This window comes from Ferrigenium sp. UT5 (assembly GCF_045866295.1).
In the GTDB taxonomy this organism is placed as follows: domain Bacteria; phylum Pseudomonadota; class Gammaproteobacteria; order Burkholderiales; family Gallionellaceae; genus Sideroxyarcus.
Genome location: NZ_BAAFRY010000014.1, coordinates 20,588 through 39,978 on the forward strand (window position 1 = coordinate 20,588; position 19,391 = coordinate 39,978).

General features: G+C 59.4%; 17 protein-coding genes. 11 read left to right on the forward strand and 6 right to left on the reverse strand.

Features of this window, described 5'->3' with window-relative positions; translation table 11 throughout:
* Positions 1-2: 2 nt before the first annotated feature.
* From ACKTSJ_RS06785 to ACKTSJ_RS06800, 4 genes are all read right to left on the reverse strand, one after another.
* Positions 3-1,160, reverse strand: a complete 1,158-nt coding sequence (locus ACKTSJ_RS06785) for an FAD-dependent monooxygenase (protein WP_407898656.1) — start codon at positions 1,158-1,160, stop codon at positions 3-5.
* Positions 1,153-2,457, reverse strand: coding sequence for a Xaa-Pro aminopeptidase (gene pepP, locus ACKTSJ_RS06790; RefSeq protein ID WP_407898658.1), 1,305 nt, complete (start codon positions 2,455-2,457; stop codon positions 1,153-1,155). The genes ACKTSJ_RS06785 and pepP overlap by 8 nt, the downstream gene beginning before the upstream one ends.
* Entirely contained in the window at positions 2,450-3,148 is a 699-nt protein-coding gene (gene murU, locus ACKTSJ_RS06795; protein ID WP_407898659.1) for an N-acetylmuramate alpha-1-phosphate uridylyltransferase MurU, read from the reverse strand. Before murU ends, pepP begins: the two co-directional genes overlap by 8 nt.
* A gap of 130 nt (positions 3,149-3,278) precedes the next feature.
* Positions 3,279-4,334 carry an aminoglycoside phosphotransferase family protein gene (locus ACKTSJ_RS06800; protein WP_407898661.1) on the reverse strand — a complete coding sequence of 352 codons (1,056 nt, stop codon included), beginning with the start codon at positions 4,332-4,334 and terminating at the stop codon, positions 3,279-3,281.
* Between the two features lie 59 nt (positions 4,335-4,393).
* Here ACKTSJ_RS06800 and ACKTSJ_RS06805 point away from each other — a divergent pair, with 59 nt between their 5' ends.
* From ACKTSJ_RS06805 to hemB, 9 genes are all read left to right on the forward strand, one after another.
* The gene (locus ACKTSJ_RS06805; RefSeq protein WP_407898663.1) at positions 4,394-6,604 is read left to right on the forward strand and encodes an LPS-assembly protein LptD; all 2,211 of its coding nucleotides are present in this window, start codon (positions 4,394-4,396) and stop codon (positions 6,602-6,604) included.
* 22 nt (positions 6,605-6,626) lie between these two features.
* Entirely contained in the window at positions 6,627-7,922 is a 1,296-nt protein-coding gene (locus ACKTSJ_RS06810; RefSeq protein WP_407898665.1) for a peptidylprolyl isomerase, read from the forward strand.
* A complete protein-coding gene (gene pdxA, locus ACKTSJ_RS06815) occupies positions 7,922-8,917 on the forward strand; it encodes a 4-hydroxythreonine-4-phosphate dehydrogenase PdxA (protein ID WP_407898667.1) in 996 nt (331 codons plus the stop codon). The genes ACKTSJ_RS06810 and pdxA overlap by 1 nt, the downstream gene beginning before the upstream one ends.
* Before the next feature lie 177 nt (positions 8,918-9,094).
* Complete coding sequence (gene rsmA, locus ACKTSJ_RS06820) at positions 9,095-9,874, forward strand: 16S rRNA (adenine(1518)-N(6)/adenine(1519)-N(6))-dimethyltransferase RsmA (protein ID WP_407898669.1); 780 nt, start codon at positions 9,095-9,097, stop codon at positions 9,872-9,874.
* 48 nt (positions 9,875-9,922) lie between these two features.
* A complete protein-coding gene (gene thiD, locus ACKTSJ_RS06825; RefSeq protein ID WP_407898671.1) occupies positions 9,923-10,762 on the forward strand; it encodes a bifunctional hydroxymethylpyrimidine kinase/phosphomethylpyrimidine kinase in 840 nt (279 codons plus the stop codon).
* A gap of 21 nt (positions 10,763-10,783) precedes the next feature.
* Positions 10,784-11,422, forward strand: a complete 639-nt coding sequence (thiE, locus tag ACKTSJ_RS06830; protein WP_407898673.1) for a thiamine phosphate synthase — start codon at positions 10,784-10,786, stop codon at positions 11,420-11,422.
* Positions 11,419-12,702 (forward strand): glutamate-1-semialdehyde 2,1-aminomutase, encoded by a 1,284-nt coding sequence (gene hemL, locus ACKTSJ_RS06835; RefSeq protein WP_407898675.1) that lies wholly within the window; start codon positions 11,419-11,421, stop codon positions 12,700-12,702. The genes thiE and hemL overlap by 4 nt, the downstream gene beginning before the upstream one ends.
* Positions 12,702-13,370: a ribosome biogenesis GTP-binding protein YihA/YsxC gene (gene yihA, locus ACKTSJ_RS06840; RefSeq protein ID WP_407898677.1), complete on the forward strand. Its 669-nt coding sequence runs from the start codon at positions 12,702-12,704 to the stop codon at positions 13,368-13,370. The genes hemL and yihA overlap by 1 nt, the downstream gene beginning before the upstream one ends.
* Positions 13,371-13,521: 151 nt before the next feature.
* Positions 13,522-14,529, forward strand: a complete 1,008-nt coding sequence (gene hemB / locus ACKTSJ_RS06845) for a porphobilinogen synthase (protein WP_407898679.1) — start codon at positions 13,522-13,524, stop codon at positions 14,527-14,529.
* A 131-nt stretch (positions 14,530-14,660) separates the two neighbouring features.
* Here hemB and ACKTSJ_RS06850 read toward each other — a convergent pair whose 3' ends face one another.
* Together ACKTSJ_RS06850 and ACKTSJ_RS06855 are read right to left on the reverse strand one after the other, a co-directional pair.
* Positions 14,661-15,218, reverse strand: a complete 558-nt coding sequence (locus ACKTSJ_RS06850) for a hypothetical protein (RefSeq protein WP_407898681.1) — start codon at positions 15,216-15,218, stop codon at positions 14,661-14,663.
* Between the two features lie 32 nt (positions 15,219-15,250).
* A complete protein-coding gene (locus ACKTSJ_RS06855; protein ID WP_407898683.1) occupies positions 15,251-17,557 on the reverse strand; it encodes a penicillin-binding protein 1A in 2,307 nt (768 codons plus the stop codon).
* 140 nt (positions 17,558-17,697) lie between these two features.
* Here ACKTSJ_RS06855 and ACKTSJ_RS06860 point away from each other — a divergent pair, with 140 nt between their 5' ends.
* Positions 17,698-18,798 carry a pilus assembly protein PilM gene (locus tag ACKTSJ_RS06860; RefSeq protein ID WP_407898685.1) on the forward strand — a complete coding sequence of 367 codons (1,101 nt, stop codon included), beginning with the start codon at positions 17,698-17,700 and terminating at the stop codon, positions 18,796-18,798.
* Positions 18,795-19,382: a PilN domain-containing protein gene (locus tag ACKTSJ_RS06865; protein ID WP_407898687.1), complete on the forward strand. Its 588-nt coding sequence runs from the start codon at positions 18,795-18,797 to the stop codon at positions 19,380-19,382. Before ACKTSJ_RS06860 ends, ACKTSJ_RS06865 begins: the two co-directional genes overlap by 4 nt.
* The last annotated feature ends 9 nt before the right edge of the window (positions 19,383-19,391 follow it).

Here is a 19,391-nt window from a genome sequence, read left to right on the forward strand (position 1 = left end):
ACTCAGCCGTTGGCGCCGAACATCATGCGGCGCGCCACGAATGCTTTTACCGGCGGCAAATGATCGAGCAGGGTGAGTGCGGCGGCGCGCGCCGGGCGCAGCAGTGGCAGATCGTTGGAGAACAGGCGCACCAGGCCGTCGGTGAAGCGGATGCCAGCATTGCGGTCGAGGCGGCGCGCGGCGCGGTAGGCGGCACACATGGCCGCGGTGCCGATGTTGTCGGGAGCGTGGTCGAGGATGACTTGCGCCAGTTCCCAGGCATCGCGCAGGCCGAGGTTGAACCCCTGGCCGGCAACCGGATGCAGGGTTTGCGCGGCGTTGCCGATCAGCACGGTATGCGGCAGGGTGATGTCCGGCGCGCGCTTCAGGCGCAGCGGGAAGCAACTGCGCTTGCCGATGTGCTCGAAGGTGCCCACGCGCTCGCCAAAGTGCGATTGCACATAATCCAGCATGCGGGCATCGTCCCAAGCCAGCATTTCTTCCGCTGCCGCATGCGGCGCGGTCAGCACCAACTCATAACCTTCCCGGTACGGCAACAAGGCCATCGGCCCTTGCGAGGTGAAGTGTTCGAACGCCACGCCAGGACGAGGCGCACTGCAGGTTAGATGAGTAATCAATCCGCTTTGGCCGTATTCGGTCACGGTCGGCGGGTGGCTGGATTCGAGCAATTTTCCGCCGTCGGCGATGACGGCCAGCTTTGCCTGCAGAGTATGGATGTTGCCCTGGTGCTGGTAGGTGAGCGTGGCGCAACCGTCGGCGATATTCAGATTGGAAGCCGCCGCTCCATAAAGGCAGGTGATGTCAGCCTGCTGCAACCCGTGTTGCAAGGCGGCGTGCAGCGCAGTGTAGGGCAGCACGTAGCCCATGGCGGGCACCTGCAACTCTTCGGCGCGCAAGGTGGTGTGTCCGGCCGATCCCTTCTGCGTGACTTCGATGGTCTGGATGGCGCTGACATCGGGCAGCGCCTGCCACGCGCCCAACCGCTGCAACACCAGGCGTGACCCCTGGGACAGGGCCAGCGCGCGTGGGTCGGTGGTGTTGATCGCGGCCTCGCTCGCCTCCAGCAACACCACCTTGAGGTCGTTATCGCGCAGCGCCAGCGCCAGCGCCACGCCCACCGGGCCGCCGCCGACGATGGCGATATCGAATTTTTCAGGCATGTCGCATTACCTCCTCGATCTCGTTCACGGTTTTCGGCGCATCGACCGTCAGCACCTCGTTCCCCTGTGGCGTGATCAGCACGTCATCTTCGATGCGGATGCCGATATTCCAAAGTTCACGTGGCACGCGGTCGGAAGGGCGAATGTAACACCCGGGCTCGACGGTGAGTATCATGCCGGGTTGCAGCGGACGCCACTGGTCGCCGGTCTTGTATTCGCCGACATCGTGCACGTCCATGCCCAGCCAGTGGCCGGTGCGGTGCATATAGAACTGCTTGTAACTTTCCGATTCCAGCACCGCATCGACCGAACCCTGGCACAGCCTGAGGTCAATGAAGCCCTGGGCCAGCACACGCAACGCTGCTTCGTGCGGCGCGTTCCAGGAATTGCCGGGCCTGGCAGCGGCAATTGCGGCCATTTGTGCGGCGAGCACGAGTTCATAAACCTCTTTTTGTGCCGAGCTGAACTTGCCGTTCACCGGGAACGTGCGCGTGATGTCGGAGGCATAACCTTCCAGTTCGCAACCCGCATCAATGAGCAGCAGATCGCCGTCAAGCAGGCGCGCGTTGTTGCCGACATAGTGCAGTGTGCAGGCATTCGCGCCCCCGGCAACGATGCTGGTATAGGCCGCATGGCGCGCGCCGTGGCGGCAGAATTCGTGTAGCAACTCGGCTTCCACTTCGTATTCGAACCGGCCAGGTCGGGCGAACTGCATGGCGCGGCGGTGCGCCCCGCATGACACCCGGGCGGCGCGGCGCATGATGTCCTGTTCGTGCGCGTCTTTTATCAGGCGCATCTCGTTCAGGAGTTCGCGCACATCGCGTATTTCGTTCGGCGCGCGGATGCCGCTGCGCGCTTTTTCTTTCACGGCCTCGCGCACCCTGAAAAGGCGGGCATCCCAATCGGCATTGGCGCCGACCGGATAGAACAGCGTCGGCTGGTTGCCCATCAGTTCAATGAGTTTTTCATCGAGTTGTGCGATGGCATGGGCCGCATCGAAGCCGAATTTTTCGCATGCGGCATCGGGGCCATAGCGAAAGCCGTCCCAGATTTCCCGTTCGGGATTTTTCTCGCGACAAAACAGGATGGATTGCGGCTGCTCGCCGGCGACCAGCACCAGCACCGCATCCGGTTCGGCGAAGCCGGTCAGATAATAGAAATCACTGTCATGGCGGTAGTCGTAATGGGCGTCGCCGTTGCGTACCTTCTCGGGTGCCGTGGGGAGGACGGCGATGCCGCGCTGCATCTGGTCGAGCAGCCGGGCGCGTCGTTGCGGGTAAGTGGAGAAATCAGGCATGGCGGGCATTCTGCGTCGCGCTCAGTTGCTTGTCGAGTTCGTCCAGTCGCTGCGGCGTGCCGATGTCCAGCCACTGCCCGCGATGATGCTCGCCGCCCACCTTGCCTGCGGCGATCTGCGCGCGCAGCAGCGGGGCGAGCGGTGCCTTGGCGCCGCGGGTAATGCCCTCAAACAATTGCGGCCGGTACAGCCCGATCCCGCTGAACGTGAGCCGGGGTCCCGTATCGGTCACGCGCTGGCCCTGCAAGCCGAAATCGCCCGTGCGGTTGTGTGCGGGATTGTCCACCAGCACCAGGTGCGCCACGTCCCCGCTGTTTGCCAGCGCGGCGGCGCGGGCGTGCAGGCGGGTGAAATCGTAATCGCACCAGATGTCGCCGTTGACCACGGCGAACGGCGCATCCCCCAGCAGCGGCAAGGCAAAGGCAATGCCGCCTGCCGTTTCCAGCGCGCTGCCTTCGTCGGAATAGCGGAGGTGCGCGCCGAACGGATGACCGTCACCCAGGGTCTGCTCGATCTGTTGGCCAAGATGGGCGTGATTGATGACCAGGTCGGTGATGCCGGCGCGTACCAGGCGCTCGATATGCCACACGATGAGCGGCTTGCCACCCGCTTGCAACAACGGTTTGGGGGTGTGGTCGGTGAGCGGGCGCATGCGTTCGCCGCGCCCGGCGGCCAGGATCATGGCCAGCATTTAAGAATGCCTTTCACGATTGCCCCCTCTCCCTGCGGGGGAGGGTTGCACCCGCATGGGGTAGGCCGCGGCTGTAAAGTCGCTGAAGCGACAACAGCCACGCACAGGTGGAGGAAGTGTATAGCATGTTCTAAATAGAGTAGCCTTCTTGAATCGCCGCTGGATGCAGTTCAACCAGCAGATTAAGCAAGGGCTTGAGATCAATGTAGCGTTCGCAGGCCTTGACCAGATACGCCATCACCCGCGGCATGTCCTGCAGGTAACCGTCCTTGCCGTCGCGATGGTAGAGCCGCGCGAAGATGCCGAGCACCTTGAGATGGCGCTGCACGCCCATCATCTCGTAGTCGCGGTAGAACTCGCCAAAATCGGCGCGCACCGGCAATCCGGCCTGGCGCGCCTTTTCCCAGTAACGCACCAGCCAGTCGATAATTTCTGCTTCTTCCCATTTGATGTACGCATCCTTGAACAGCGAGGCGAGATCGTAGGTGATGGGGCCATACACCGCATCCTGAAAATCGAGGATGCCGGGCAGGGATTGAAAATTGCTGCCCGCGTTTGCTTCCTCTCCTTTGGTGAGAGGGTTGCGAAGAGGGTCCTCGCCAGTCATCAGGTTGCGGGAATGGTAGTCGCGGTGCACGTACACGCAGGGCTGCGCCAGGTTGTTGGCGAGGATGCGCCCGAATACTTGCTCCAGTTTGACCTGCTGTTTCTGGTCGAGCGTCACCCCGAGGTGTTTGGCGAGGTACCATTCGGGAAACAGGTTCAATTCGCGGCGCAGCAGCGCCTCGTCGTAGGGCGGCAATTCATCCGGTTGTGAGGCGAGCTGGATCTTGAGCAGCGCATCGGTGGCCGCACCATAGAGTTGCCGCGCATTGTCCGCCGTCAACGCTTGCAAGTAAGTGGTATCGCCGAGGTCGGACAGCAGCAGGAATCCGTGTTCCAGGTTCTGCGCATACACATGCGGCACATTGACTCCGGCCTGCTCGAACAACGTGCCAACGTGCAGGAAAGGTTTGCAGTCTTCGTGCTCCGGCGGGGCGTCCATGACGATGCGCGTTGATCCATCGGCGAAGGTCGCGCGGAAATAACGGCGGAAGCTGGCATCGGCGGAAGCGGGGGCAAGGGTGAAGGTCTGGCCCGGGTACAGGCTGGAGAGCCATTCGGAAAGCTGTTTTTCGCGCTGCATCGGATTGCCTTGATCGGGGTTTTGTGCGATTTTAGCACCTTAATTTATTTGGCCTGCCCATGCTTTCCCGTTCGCGAGCAATCGCCTGTTCCCTGCTGTTGATGGTGCCCGTGCAGGCCGCTGCCGAGAGTTTGCAGCTGCGGCTGGATCGTACGTTCAAGCGGTTGCCGCCCCCGGTCGAGCCGGGGGCGGCTTTTGTCAGCGCACAGCGGATAGAAGCGCGGCAGGGCGATCTGATCGAGGCCAGCGGGGACGTCGAGCTGCGCCAGGATGGACGTGTGGTCAATGCGGATCAAATCACCTACGCGCAAAAACGGCAGCAGGTATTTGCCCGGGGACACGTGCGACTGGAACAGGCGAGCACGGAAGTGAGTGGACCCTCCCTGCAGATGGATCTGGAACAGGACACGGGCGTAATGGAACAGCCGCAATTTGTGCTGGGTGACCACGCCGCCCGGGGTCATGCCGAGCAGATGGAGATGGCGGGAGAAAATCGTTACACCTTCCATTCGGCGGCGTACACCACCTGTCCGGCGGGTAACGACGACTGGCTGCTCAACGTCAGCCGACTCGAGCTTGATCGCACGACCGAGGTGGGCGTCGCCCACCATGCCTGGGTGGAATTCAAGGGCGTTCCCTTGCTCTATACGCCGTGGATGGACTTTGCGTTGAACAATGACAAGCGGTCGGGTTTCCTCGGCCCGATTTTTGGCAGTACCACCTCCGGCGGTGCCGAAATCACGGTGCCCTATTTCTGGGCGATCGCCCCCAATCTTGATGCGACTTTTGCGCCGCGCATCATCAGCAAGCGCGGGGTTCAGCTCAACAATGAGTTCCGCTATCTGCAGCGAAAATTCAGTGGCGAGATTAACGTCGATATTCTGACGCCGGACCGGTTGGCCAAACGGGACCGGGTGCGCTTTGCGTTGCGCCACAAACAGGATCTGGGGCGCGGATTTTCGGCGGCAGTCAACTTTAATGGCGTTTCGGACGATGCGTACTACCGTGATTTAGCCAGCGATGTGAAAGACAGTTCGCAGGCCAATCTGTTGCGCGAAGGCGTTCTGGATTACACGGGCGGCTGGTGGAATGCTTCGGCGCGGGTACAGCGGTATCAAACGTTGCAGGACCCGGAAGCCATTGTGGCGGTTCCCTACCGGCGGTTACCGCAACTGAACCTAAACGCCCGGCAAACCTTTGCCGCAGCGAATGTGGCGCTGGCCGGAGAATATGTGGATTATCGACATCCCACCCTGGTTAACGCACAGCGCCTGGTGCTGCGCCCGTCGCTTGCCTATGCGCTGTTGAGCGAACCCGGTTATTTTCTGACCCCGAAACTGGAGGTGCATTACACCGACTACGCGCTCGGGAAAAATAATGTGTCCGCACAGTCGGATCATTCGCGCACAGTTCCCATCTTCAGCCTGGACAGCGGGTTGATTCTAGAACGGAACGATGCGCTGTCCGGGGGGGACTTTACGCAGACGCTTGAACCGCGCGCTTACTATGTGCGCATTCCGTATCGCAATCAGACGCAGCTCCCCAATTTTGATTCGGCCGAAGCCCCATTTACCTTCAGCCAGATGTTCACCGAGAACCGATTTTTGGGCAACGACCGGGTGGGTGATGCCAACATGGGAACCTTGGCGCTCACTTCCCGCATCATTGCCAACGGGGATGGCGCGGAAAGATTGCGTATTGCGGTCGCAGAACGCTTCTTTTTCACGCCGCCACGGGTGAATCTGGTGACGCCCGGGGACAGCAACTTCCGTTCCGATATTTTGGCGACCTTGTCCGGTCAAGTGAACAAGGCGTGGCAGATGGATGGCCAGATGCGCTACAACCCGAATCTGGGCTATACCCAGAATTACAATTTTGCCGCCCACTATCATCCCGAGGCCGGCAAAGTGCTTAATCTGGGCTATCGCTACACCCGCGATGCGTTGCGCCAGATGGATGTCTCCACTCAATGGCCGCTGGGGGGAAGATGGTACGGTGTGGGGCGGTTCAACTTTTCTCTGCGCGACAACCGTATTTTGGAGGAGCTGGCCGGGCTTGAGTATAATGCCGCGTGCTGGGCGGTGCGCCTGGTGGCGCAGAGCTTTGCCACCGCAACGATCGAGCGTACCACCGGTGTTTTTGTGCAGCTCGAACTGAACGATTTTGTGCGGATCGGTTCCGATCCGCTCGATGCCCTGCGAAAAAGTGTGCCGGGATACTCCACGCTGGGCAGCGAACCCCGCCCCGCACCGGTTGAAGGGTTGCGTTGAATCTCACGGATTGAAGGAAGCAATGAACAAGCGAATTTTAATACTGTTGATGTGCCTGACCTGGATGGTCCCTGTGCAGGCGGAAACGGCCGCCACGTTGATTGATGCCGTGCGCGTCGTCGTCAACGCGGATGTCATTACCCGGCTGGAACTGGCCGAACGCATGCAAACGGTGATCCGCCAATTGCAAAGCCGAGGTACGCCGTTGCCCGAGCGCGGTATTCTCGAAAAACAGCTGCTTGAACGCATGATTCAGGAAAAGCTGCAGGCACAGTTTGCAACGGAGACCGGGGTACGAGTGGATGACGCGCAGCTGGAAAGCGCCTTGCTGCGTATCGCGCAGCAAAATAAGTTCGACTCGCTGGCGACGTTCCGCGCCAGGCTTGAGAAAGACGGCATTGATTTCCCCCGCTTCCGCGAGGAAATTCGTGGCGAAATCCTGTCGGTGCGCCTGCGCGAACGCGAAGTGGACAGCAAGCTGTTCATCAGCGACAGTGACATTGAGGCCTATCTTGAAAACCAGGCCAAACAAGGCAAGCGAGGCGAGCAACTGCAACTGGCGCACATCCTGGTCGTCGTGCCGGAACAGGCGACTGCGGAAAATTTGCGCGGCCTGCAACAGCGCGCGCAAGAGGCGCTGCAAAAATTAAACGCGGGCGCGCCGTTTGCACAGATCGCGGCGGGCTATTCCGATGCCGGGGATGCTTTGCAGGGTGGCCTGATCGGCTGGCGACCGAGCAATGAATTACCGAAGTTCTTTTCGGATGTCCTGGCGACTCTGCAACCCGGACAATTGAGCGGAATTCTGCGGAGCCCGAGCGGGTTTCACATTCTCAAGCTGCTCGACCGGCGCAACGCCGATGCGCCGGTGTTCATCACCCAGACCCATGCCCGCCATATCCTGATCAAGACCAGCGAGCTGGTGTCCGAGAACGAGGCGCGTGATCGCTTGCAGGAGATCCAGCAACGGATTGCCGCCGGTGCGGCTTTTGCTGATCAGGCGCGCCTGTATTCGGAAGACGGCAGTGCGGCGCAGGGCGGCGAACTGGGCTGGATTTCACCGGGGGAGACGGTGCCGGCATTCGAGAATGCCATGAACGCCCTGAAAGAAAAACAGATCAGCGGCCTGGTGAAATCCGGTTTCGGCTGGCATCTGATCCAGGTGCTGGAGCGGCGCAATGCGGACGTCAGCGAGCAGCAAAAGAAACAACAGGCGCGCGAGGCTATCCGCACCTATCGGGCGGATGAAGCCTGGCAGGATTGGCTGCGCCAGTTGCGCGACCGCGCCTTCATCGACTACCGCGAACCGCAAAGTTAATGCAGCGACCGCTGGCCATCACCGCAGGCGAACCGGCAGGCATCGGCCCGGAGCTTTGCCTGCAACTGGTGCGTCTGGCCTTGCCGTTGGTGATCATTGCCGACAAGTCACTGTTGCAGCAGCGCGCCGCGCAACTCGGCATCAGCCTCCAGTTCCATGATTACACGGCGAACGCGCCGCATTTCATGGGAAAGTTGAGCGTGTTGCACGTTCCGCTGGCGCAAGCCGCGGCAGCGGGCAAGTTGGAAGCGGCCAATGCGCCCTATGTCCTGGACACCCTGCGCCGCGCCGTGGCGGGCTGTGTTTCCGGCGAATTCTCCGGCATGGTCACCGCCCCCGTGCACAAGGGCATCATCAACGATGCCGGCGTTCCGTTCACCGGACATACCGAATTCCTGGCCGAACTGACGCAGACGCCGCAAGTGGTGATGATGCTGGCCGGGGGCGGGTTGCGCGTCGCGCTGGCGACCACGCACCTGCCTTTGCGCGAGGTGGCGGACGCGATTACTGCGCCCTTGCTGGAAAGCACCCTGCGCATCCTGCGGCATGACCTGCAGCGTCGCTTTGCGCTTGGCAATCCGCATATCCTGGTGGCGGGGTTGAATCCGCATGCGGGCGAGGGCGGGCATCTTGGACGGGAAGAGATCGAGGTGATGATCCCGGTGCTGGACAAGCTGCGCAACGAGGGATTCGATGTCAGCCGGCCGTTGCCTGCCGATACGTTGTTTGCCGCACATCGTCTGCGCGGGTGCGATGCCGTGCTGACGATGTACCACGACCAGGGTCTGCCGGTGCTGAAGCACGCCAGTTTCGGAACAGGGGTCAACATCACGCTCGGTTTGCCCATCATCCGTACCTCTGTCGATCATGGTACGGCGCTCGATCTGGCGGGGACGGGCAAGGCCGAAATCGGCAGCCTGCTGGAGGCGATCAAGGTCGCGGTGGAAATGGTCGGGGCTGAAAAGGCTTTCACCACAGAGACACAGAGACACTGAGAAAAGCAGATTCAGAATCCTTCGAAATGAAAAACGTTTCCACCCTCTTTCCCCGCTTTTCCTCCGCGTCTCTGTGGCGGACTGTTTTTCCATGCATAAAGCCAAAAAGCAGTTTAGTTCCGGCATCACGCGCTACGCGCATGAGCCTTCTCTGAAACGCTTTCTGGAGATGTGCAAATGAATCACGAAGCCAAAAAGCGTTTTGGCCAGAATTTCCTGGTTGACCAAGCCATCATCGCCGACATCGTGCGTGCCATCCGCCCCGAGGCGAACGACAACATGGTGGAAATCGGGCCGGGACTCGGCGCGCTGACGCGTCCGTTGTTGCAGCATTTGCACCTGCTGCATGTGGTCGAGATCGACCGCGATATCATTGCGCGCCTGAAGACCGACTATCCGCAGGAGAAGATTGTCATCCATGAAGGCGATGCGCTGCAATTCGACTTTGCCGCGCTGGACCCGCCTTTGCGCATTGTTGGCAATCTCCCCTATAACATTTCGTCGCCGCTCTTGTTCCACTTCGCGCAATACGCCGCGCGCATCACCGACATGCATTTCATGTTGCAGAACGAAGTGGTGGAACGCATGGTGGCCGAACCTTCCACACCCGCCTACGGACGTTTATCCGTGATGTTGCAATACCGCTTCTACATGGAGAAGTTGCTGGACGTGCCGCCGCAATCCTTCCGCCCCGCACCCAAGGTGGATTCCGCCATCGTGCGCATGATCCCGCTGCCCAAGGCTGAAATCGAAGTCGGCAACGAAATGCTGTTTGCGCGCATCGTGGCAGAGGCTTTTGGGCAACGCCGCAAGACGCTGCGCAACACACTCAAAGCCCGTTTGGTTGACGCCGATTTTGACCGGCTCGGGATCGATGCACAGTTGCGTGCGGAAAATCTCGGCGTGGCAGAATTCACGCGCATTGCCAACTTTCTGAACGAACGCGTGGGCATTTAGTTTCGGTTAGAATCACACCCCATTCACCACCTGCTGCGGCAATTCATCATGTCTGACATTCCACCCATTGTTTTAACTTTCGCGGCAACCGATCCCAGTGGCGGCGCCGGCATACAGGCCGATGTGCTGACCATTGCCAGCATGGGCTGCCATCCCTTGTCGGTGGTGACGGCGATCACGGTGCAGGACACCAGCGGCGTGGAGGATGTACAGGCGATCGATGCGGACTGGGTGGCCGATCAGGCGCGCACCGTGCTGGAAGATATGCCGGTCGCCGCGTTCAAGATCGGCTTGCTGGGTAGTGTGGAGAACATCGCCGCCATTGCCGAAGTGATTTCCGATTATCCCGATGTGCCGCTGGTGTTTGATCCGGTGCTGGCTTCCGGTCGCGGCGACGAGCTGGCGAACGAGGATATGCTGGATGCTTTGCGCGAGCTGCTGTTGCCGCAGACCACGCTGCTCACGCCAAACAGCATGGAAGCGCGCCGTCTGATTCTGGACGAAAACAACGAAGCGGACGACCCGGATCTGGCCGAAAGCGCCAAGCGCATCCTGCAACTCGGCTGCGAGTATGTGCTGATCACCGGCACGCACGAGAACACGCCCAAGGTCATCAACACGCTCTACGGCGAGGGCGGTCTGTTGCGCAGCGATACCTGGCCGCGCCTGCCCGGCATCTATCATGGTTCGGGCTGCACCTTGTCTTCGGCGATTGCCGCCTTGCTGGCCAACGGATTGTCGATGGAGGATGCGGTACGCGAAGCGCAGGAATATACGTGGGAAGCGCTGAAATACGGCTTCCGTCCCGGCATGGGCCAGCACATCCCTGATCGCCTGTTCTGGGGGCGCGGTGACGAAGAAGAGAACAGTGAAGAAACCCGTCATTGAAAGCGTGATGCGGAGTATTTTTTGCTAGCCCGGCGTGCCGTTCATGGTTTGTACGCCATCACGCCGGACGAGCCGGACACGGCAGTATTGTTGCGCAAAGCCAGGCTGGCCTTGCAAGGCGGTGCGCAAATCCTGCAATACCGCAACAAAACCGCGGATGCCGGACTGCAAACCCGGCAGGCGCAGGCGCTGCGCCAACTGACGCGGGAATTCAACGCTACCTTCATCGTGAATGACGACCCTGGCTTGGCGGCGGCGGCAGATGCGGACGGCGTGCATCTGGGCGGGGACGACGGCAGTGTGCCAGCCGCACGTGCCTTGTTGGGGGAGGCGGGAATCGTTGGCGTGTCTTGCTATAATCGCGCCCCGCTGGCATTTGCGGCGGCGCAACAAGGCGCGGACTATGTGGCATTCGGCGCTTTTTTTGCGTCTGCGGTCAAACCCGGTGCGCTTCAGGCGGAGGTGCCGATGTTGCGGGCGGCGCGAACAGGATTAAACGTGCCCATCGTCGCCATCGGCGGCATCACCTTACAGAATGGCGCGGCGCTGATCGAGGCGGGCGCAGACGCACTGGCGGTCATCTCGGCGCTGTGGAATGCGCCGGATATTGAACGGACAGCACGGAAATTTTCAACATTATTCAGCAAGGCATCCTCATGACCTCACACAACGAAGAGCTCTTTACCGCATCGCAAAAAGTCATTCCCGGCGGGGTCAACTCGCCGGTGCGCGCGTTCCGCTCGGTGGGCGGCACCCCGCTGTTCTTCCAGCGCGGCCAGGGCGCGTTTGTGTGGGATGCGGACGGCAAGAAATATACCGACTATGTTGGTTCGTGGGGGCCGATGATCGTGGGCCACTGCCATCCGGATGTGGTCAAGGCGGTACAGGAAGCCGCCGCTCAGGGACTCGGTTTCGGCGCGCCAACCGCAGGAGAACTGGATCTGGCGAACGTGTTATGCAAACTCATGCCGAATCTGGAGATGGTGCGCCTAGTCAGTTCCGGCACCGAAGCGACCATGAGCGCGATCCGTCTCGCCCGCGGATTCACCGGGCGTTCGCGCATCGTCAAATTCGAAGGGTGCTATCACGGTCACTCGGACGGTTTGCTGGTGAAGGCCGGCTCCGGTGCGCTGACGTTCGGCCAGCCGAGTTCGTCCGGCGTGCCCGCCGAGATTGCGGCGCTGACCACGGTGCTGGATTACAACGATGCCGCCGGCCTGGAAAAATGTTTTGCCGAGATGGGCCATGAGATCGCGGCGGTGATCGTCGAAGTGGTGGCCGGCAACATGAATCTGGTCACGCCCAAGCGCGAATTTCTCGATGCCATGCGCACGCTGTGCACCCGGCACGGCGCGGTGCTGATCCTCGACGAAGTGATGACCGGCTTCCGCGTCAGCCTGCAGGGCGCGCAAGGGTATTACGGCCTCAAACCCGATCTTGTCACGCTGGGCAAGGTGATGGGCGGCGGCTTGCCCGCGGCGGCGTTTGGGGGCCGCCGCGACATCATGAACTGCCTCGCGCCGGAGGGGGCGGTGTATCAGGCCGGCACCTTGTCCGGTAATCCGGTGGCGGTGGCGGCGGGGTTGACCACGCTCAAGCTGGTGCAGGAAACGGGTTTCTACGAACGCCTGGCGCAATTGGCGCAACAACTCACCACAGGATTGACCGCGAGTGCACAGAAACACGGCATCGCGTTCTGCGCCCAATCCGTGGGCGGCATGTTCGGCTTGTATTTCAGGGCGACGCCGCCGAGCAGTTATGCGGAAGTGATGACTTGCGACAAAGAGGCATTCAACCGTTTCTTCCATGCCATGCTGGAGGCGGGCCATTATTTCGCGCCTTCGGCGTTCGAGGCGGGTTTTGTCTCCGCTGCACATACGGAAGCGGACATTGCCGCAACCATCGCTGCAGCCGATGCAATTTTCGCGGCCTGGAAGTAATGGGGCTGTTTTCCAAAGCGACCTTCTTCACCACGGTCAACCACCTCAAGGATCTGCCGCTGCATGGTGGCAAAGAGGTGGCCTTCGTCGGCCGTTCCAATGCGGGCAAGTCGAGCGCCATCAACACCCTGGCCAATCATGTGCGGCTGGCGTTCACCAGCAAGACCCCGGGGCGCACGCAACATCTCAATTTTTTCGATCTGGGCGACAACTGCTATGTGGTGGATTTGCCCGGCTACGGCTATGCAAAGGTGCCGCCGGACGTGCAGGCACACTGGGAATTTCTGTTGGGCCAGTACTTGCAAACGCGTGCCGAACTATGTGGTCTGGTGATTATCATGGATGCGCGCCATCCTCTGACCGAGCGCGATCAGGTCATGCTGGACTGGTTCGCGCCGACCGGTAAGCCGGTGCACATCCTGCTCACTAAAGCGGACAAGTTGAGCCGTCAACAGGCGACCAAGACCCTGCGCGAAGTGAAGGAATTCCTGGGCGCACATTTTAGTTCCGACATCACGCCCGCAAGTGGGGATGAGTCTTCTCCGAAACCTCGTTTTCCGCAATGTTCGGTGCAACTGTTCTCCAGCCTGAAGAAAACCGGCAGGGACGAGGCGGAAGCTGTAATTGGCGGATGGTTTCAGGACGGACAGGCAAAAAAATGCCCCTGAATCAAAGGGGAAAGATTCAGGGGCAAAGTCTTTACAGGGTAAAGACGCCCGCTCAGGGAGGAGAAACGGGAAGCAGCTTTCGCTACTCGCATGCTCTGACGGGGCTGTGCGAGAATAGTTCCATTACTTTAGTAAATTATTGGGAATCGCCATGAAAATACTGGGTCAGTATCCACAAACCAGAATGCGCCGCATGCGCAAGGACGCCTTTTCGCGGGCCTTGATGCGAGAGCATGTACTTACTTCTAAAGATTTCATCTACCCGGTGTTCGTGCTGGAGGGCAGCAACAAGTCCGAGGATGTAAAGTCCATGCCTGGGGTGCAGCGCAAAACTTTGGACGTGCTCCTGAAAGATGCCGAGCAGTGCGTGAAGCTGGGGGTGCCGGTGATGGCGATCTTCCCGGTGATCGATGCCGCGCAGAAAAGCCTGGGGGCGGAAGAGGCTTACAACCCGCAAGGGCTGGTGCCGCGCGTGGTGGCTGAACTGAAAAAGAATTTCCCGGAACTGGGCGTGATGACCGACGTCGCGCTTGATCCCTACACCAGCCACGGCCAGGACGGGCTGATCGACGCAGGCGGCTATGTGCTCAACGACGAGACCATCGCCGTGCTGCGCAAGCAGGCGCAATGTCATGCCGAAGCAGGTGCCGACATCGTTGCACCCTCCGATATGATGGATGGCCGCATCGGCGAAGTGCGCGCCGCGCTGGATGAGCATAAGCACATCTACACGCGTATCATGGCCTACTCTGCCAAATACGCCTCCAGCTTCTACGGCCCGTTCCGCGATGCGGTCGGTTCCAGCGGCAATCTGGGCGCCGGCAACAAATACACCTATCAGATGGATCCGGCCAACTCCGACGAAGCTCTGTGGGAAGTCGGTCTTGATCTGCAGGAAGGCGCGGACATGGTGATGGTCAAGCCTGGCATGCCTTACCTCGACATCGTGCGGCGCGTGAAGGACGAGTTTAAGGCGCCGACCTTCGTCTATCAGGTGAGCGGCGAATATGCGATGCTGAAGGTCGCCGCGCAGAACGGCTGGCTGAATGAAGAAGCGTGCGTGCTGGAATCATTGCTGGCGTTCAAGCGCGCCGGTGCAGACGGGATACTGACTTACTTTGCGCTGGATGCGGCGCGCTGGCTGAAGTCAGGCACCTAGTGTAGTGCCGCACTCTTAACGATACTTATTGCGAACCTTTGTGGGTCGGACTTCAGTCCGACATGTCGGGTTAAAACCCGACCCACAAGGGTTTCCCGCACCTTGGCATAAGCTCCAGATAGCGTGCAACACTACACTAGCAGCGCTTCCACCGCAGCGATATCCGCGTGCGTCTCATGGTGTCGGATGCCACTGTAACGGGCGTTCTCCGGCAGGACGACAAGGTGAATCGGGGTGCCGGTTTCACTGGTCAAGGTGTAGCTCGGCACAGTTTCTTCTCGCCCCCCGATTCTTAACCGCCACTCTCCGTCTTCGAACTCAAGATTGTGCTTGAGCAGGAATAACAGCACGGCTTTGGTATCGTCGCTGAACAGGATCAAATTGATATCGGAGTCGGGGCCGGCGCTTCCGCTCAAAACCGATCCCGTCAGATAAGGGTGGAACGGTCCGAGTTGCCGCATGGCGGCAAGCGCCTCCTGGCGAAGCTGGGGCAGGTTTTGCCGCTGTTCAGGTTGCGGGAAAAGCGCGCGATAGCTGTGCAGGGCCGCTTCGACCTCATCATTGCTGGGCAAATGCTGGGTTTCGGCCGCACCGAGCTGCCTTGCCGCTTTGCGCTTGGCAAACGCATAGTCCGTGATGCCGCTCTCGGCGATCAGGCGGGCAGCGTGCTGGGCGAGTTGTTCGCGCATCAGGTCGCGATGGGGCAGGGACGATTTGCGCATCAGAAGAGCTGGTCGCTATCTTTTTCGGTGGGTTTGAAAAGTTCGGGCATGAAACTGCTGCTTTCCGGCGGCAAAAATTCCTCGTAGAAATACTCGATTCTTTCGCCGGCGGGATCGCGCATGCCTTCATCGTTAATGCGCGCGGTGACAATGCCTGGCGGGACAACATATTCGATCTCCGGTTGATCCTTGAGCATCTTGCCCATGTAGTCCATCCAGATCGGCAAGGCGGCGCCGCCGCCGGTTTCTTTTTCTCCCAGACTGCGCGGGTTGTCGTAACCGACCCAGGTAATGGCAACCAGGGTGGGGTGGAAACCGCAGAACCAGGCGTCCATCGATTCGCTGGTGGTGCCGGTCTTGCCGGCCAGATCATGCCGCCCAAGCTCCATTGCCCTGATCGCCGTGCCGTGTTTGACCACGTCCTGCATCATGTTGACCATGGTGAAGACGTTGCGGGTGTCCAGCACTTTTTCCGCATCCTTCCCGGCCACGACGGGCGTCGTTTCGCTTACGAGCGTGCCATTTCCATCTTCGATGCGCTGGATCAGGTAAGGCGTTACACGGTATCCGCCATTGGCGAAAACTGAATAGCCGCCCAGCATCTGCCAAGGTGTGACCGAAACCGCGCCGAGTGCCATGGTCAAATAGGGTCCAACCTTGTCCCGATCGAACCCGAATTTTGTAACGTAGTCCTGCGCATACTCCAGACCGATGGATTGTAGGATGCGGATCGAAACCAGATTCTTTGACTTGATGAGCCCTTGCCGCAAGCGCATCGGACCCTCGAATTTGCCCTCGTAGTTTTTGGGTTCCCAAGGCTCGCCGCCGGTGTCGACCAAATTGACCACAATGGGTGCGTCGTTGACAACGGAAGCCGGCGTGAAGCCTTTTTCCAGCGCAGCCGAATAGATGAAAGGTTTGAAGCTGGAACCGGGTTGGCGCCAGGCTTGCGTGACGTGGTTATACTGGGTGCGGTTGAAGTCAAAGCCACCCACCAGCGCATAGACGGCTCCCGTGCGCGGATCGGCCGAGACAAAAGCGGCTTCGACCTGCGGCAGTTGGGTAATTTCCCACGCACCCGCCCCAACTCTGCCGACGCGAATCAGCGCACCTTTGCGAATGCGTCGGTGCAGTACCTGCTTCTCGCCGATCAAGGCGTAGCGCAAACCGTTGCCCGTGATTTCGATATGCTCGCCGCCCTTGAGGTAGGCGGAAATACCCTTGCGGTTGGCTGACAATACAATGGCCGGGATCAGCTCCCCATCGTTCTGTACATCCCGCAATGCCGCGTCCAGCAAGGCCTCACTGTCGTTTTTCTGGAGATCGACATAGCCTTCCGGTCCGCGATATTCATGGCGGCGGTCATAGTCGAGGACGCCCTTGCGCAACGCGGCATAAGCCTCTGCCTGGTCGGCAACACGAATCGTGGTGTAAACGCTGTATCCCTGTGTATAGGCCTCTTCCTGAAAGCGGTCATACATCTCCTGGCGTACCATTTCGGCAACGAAATTGGCATTGACCGCAAACTCCTGATGGTATGTAGTCTGTTTGGTCTGGAGGGGTTCATGCAAGGCCAAATCGAATTGATCCTGCTGGATGTACCGGAGCTCGAGCATGCGTCGCAGGATGTACTCCTGTCTGACTTTGGCGCGCGCAGGGTTGACCACAGGATTGTAGGCGCCCGGCGCCTTGGGCAGTCCGGCCAGCATGGCCATCTCGGCGAGAGAGAGCTGGGCGATAGGCTTGGAAAAATAGGCTTGTGCAGCAGCGCCAAAACCGTAGGCGCGCTGCCCGAGATAAATGTGATTGATATAAAGTTCGAGGATCTGGTCCTTGGTTAAATTGTGCTCGATCTTGAAGGCAAGCAGCATCTCGTTAAGTTTTCGCGAGAATGTCTTTTCCCTGGAAAGAAAAAAATTGCGCGCGACCTGCATCGTGATTGTGCTGGCCCCCTGTTTGACGCCCCCTGAGGTGAAGTTGGAGTAGGCGGCTCGCATCACGCCGATATAGTCAACGCCGCCATGTTCGTAAAAACGATCATCTTCGGCCGCCAGGATGGCCAATTTCATCAATTCCGGCACCGCATCGATGCTGACCAACTCCCGCCGTTCTTCGCCAAATTCGCCAATCAGAATCTTTTCCGCGCTGTAGATGCGCAACGGCATTTTCGGGTGATAATTGGTCAGCGCATCCAGCGAAGGCAGGGTGGGATAGGTCAGAATGGCCGCAAATATCAGAAGCAGCAATGGCAGGACAGGCAACAGCAGCAAGCCGAGCGCAGGGTAGAACCACCAGCGAGAAGTCATGGCAACGATTTCAGGAATTGATTTAGGCGGGGATTATAACTTCCCTGACCCGCAAAACAGGCGCCCAGAAAAAACTTTACACTCATGAGAGTTATTGCTAGGATTTAAACCAGTTTATACGGAAGTGCGCTAACTATCCTATGATTAAAGGAAATTTCGACATCCCGTTAGATTTTCTGCAAACTTCCACCCCGCCCATGATTGGGGTGGATATCAGCTCGTCTTCCGTCAAACTGCTGGAGTTGAGTCAAGCGCCAAAGAAAGGCGGCTTGATCGTGGAGCGTTACGCGATTGAGGCGCTCCCTGCCAATGCCGTCACTGACGGTAATATCAACAATCTGGACGCAGTGTCTGAAGCGTTGCGGCGGGCGTGGAAGCGCATGGGTACGCGTATTCGCAACGTCAGTCTCGCCTTGCCTGCCGCCACGGTGATCAGCAAGAAAATCATGTTGCCAGCGGGGATGCGGGAAGATGACCTGGAATATCAGGTTGAAACCGAAGCCAACCAGTACATCCCCTTTGCGCTGGATGAAGTGAATCTCGATTTTCAGGTGCTTGGCCCGTCGCCCAACAATCCGGAAGAGGTTGAAGTTCTGCTGGCAGCATCGCGCAAGGTCAATGTAGAGGATCGCGTTGCTGCTGCCCAGGCTGCAGGGCTGCGCACAGTCGTGATGGATGTCGAACCCTATGCGGCCGAAGCCGCCTTCGAGCAGATTCGCGCGCAGCTCCCGGGCGGCGCCGAGGACCAATGCATCGCTGTCGTCGACATCGGTGCAAGCGTCATGAATGTAAACGTGTTGCGCAACGGCCAGTCGGTCTATTCACGGGATCAGCAAGTGGGCGGCCTCCAGCTGACCCAGCAAATCCAGGCGGCGTACGACCTGACCGCTGAAGAAGCAGAAGTGGGCAAGCGCAATGGTGGGTTGCCGGAAAATTACGAAAGTGATGTGCTGGCGCCGTTCCGCGAGAATCTGGCGATGGAGGTTGCGCGCGCATTGCAGTTCTTCTTCACGTCCACCCAATACAACGAGGTCGGCTATATTGTGTTGGCCGGTGGGTGCGCCGCTTTGGCCGGGCTTGACGAAGCAGTCGCTACGCGTACCCAGGTCAGCTCGCTGGTAGCCAATCCGTTCCAGTTGATGTCCTTGTCCAATCGAATCAAGCCGCGCCAATTGCAGGCGGATGCACCGGCACTCATGATTGCCTGCGGTTTGGCGATGCGGAGGTTTGACCCATCATGATACGCATTAATTTATTGCCGCACCGGGCGGAAAAACGCCGTGCAAGGCAGTTGCAGTTTATCGTGTTGAGCGTGTTATCGCTGGTTCTTGGAGCGCTGCTGGTGGGCCTGGTGCACATCGCCATCGGTACGCAGATAGCCTATCAGGAGCGCCGCAATTCGTATCTGAAGCAGGAAACGGCAGTGTTGGATAAACAAATTGCCGAAATCAGGAAGCTGCGCGAGCAGACGCAGTCGCTGCTGGCGCGCAAGAACGTGGTCGAGAATCTGCAATCGACGCGTTCCGATGTGGTGCATTTACTGGATCAGATGCTGCGCATCCTTCCGGAGGGCGTGTACCTCAAATCGATTCGACAAACCGGCCTGAAAATCAGTTTGATCGGCTATGCCCAATCGAGCGCAAGGGTGTCAACTTTGATGCGCTCAATTGAAGACTCTCCTTGGCTGAACGCGCCGGTTCTGGTGGAGATTCATGCGGTAAATGTCGGCGGGACGAGATTGAGTGAGTTCTCGCTTAACTTTGATCTGATTCGCAAGAGTGCTGCGCCCTCTCAAAAATCGGTCAATAAGGCCAAGAAAGGTTGAGGTGCGTCA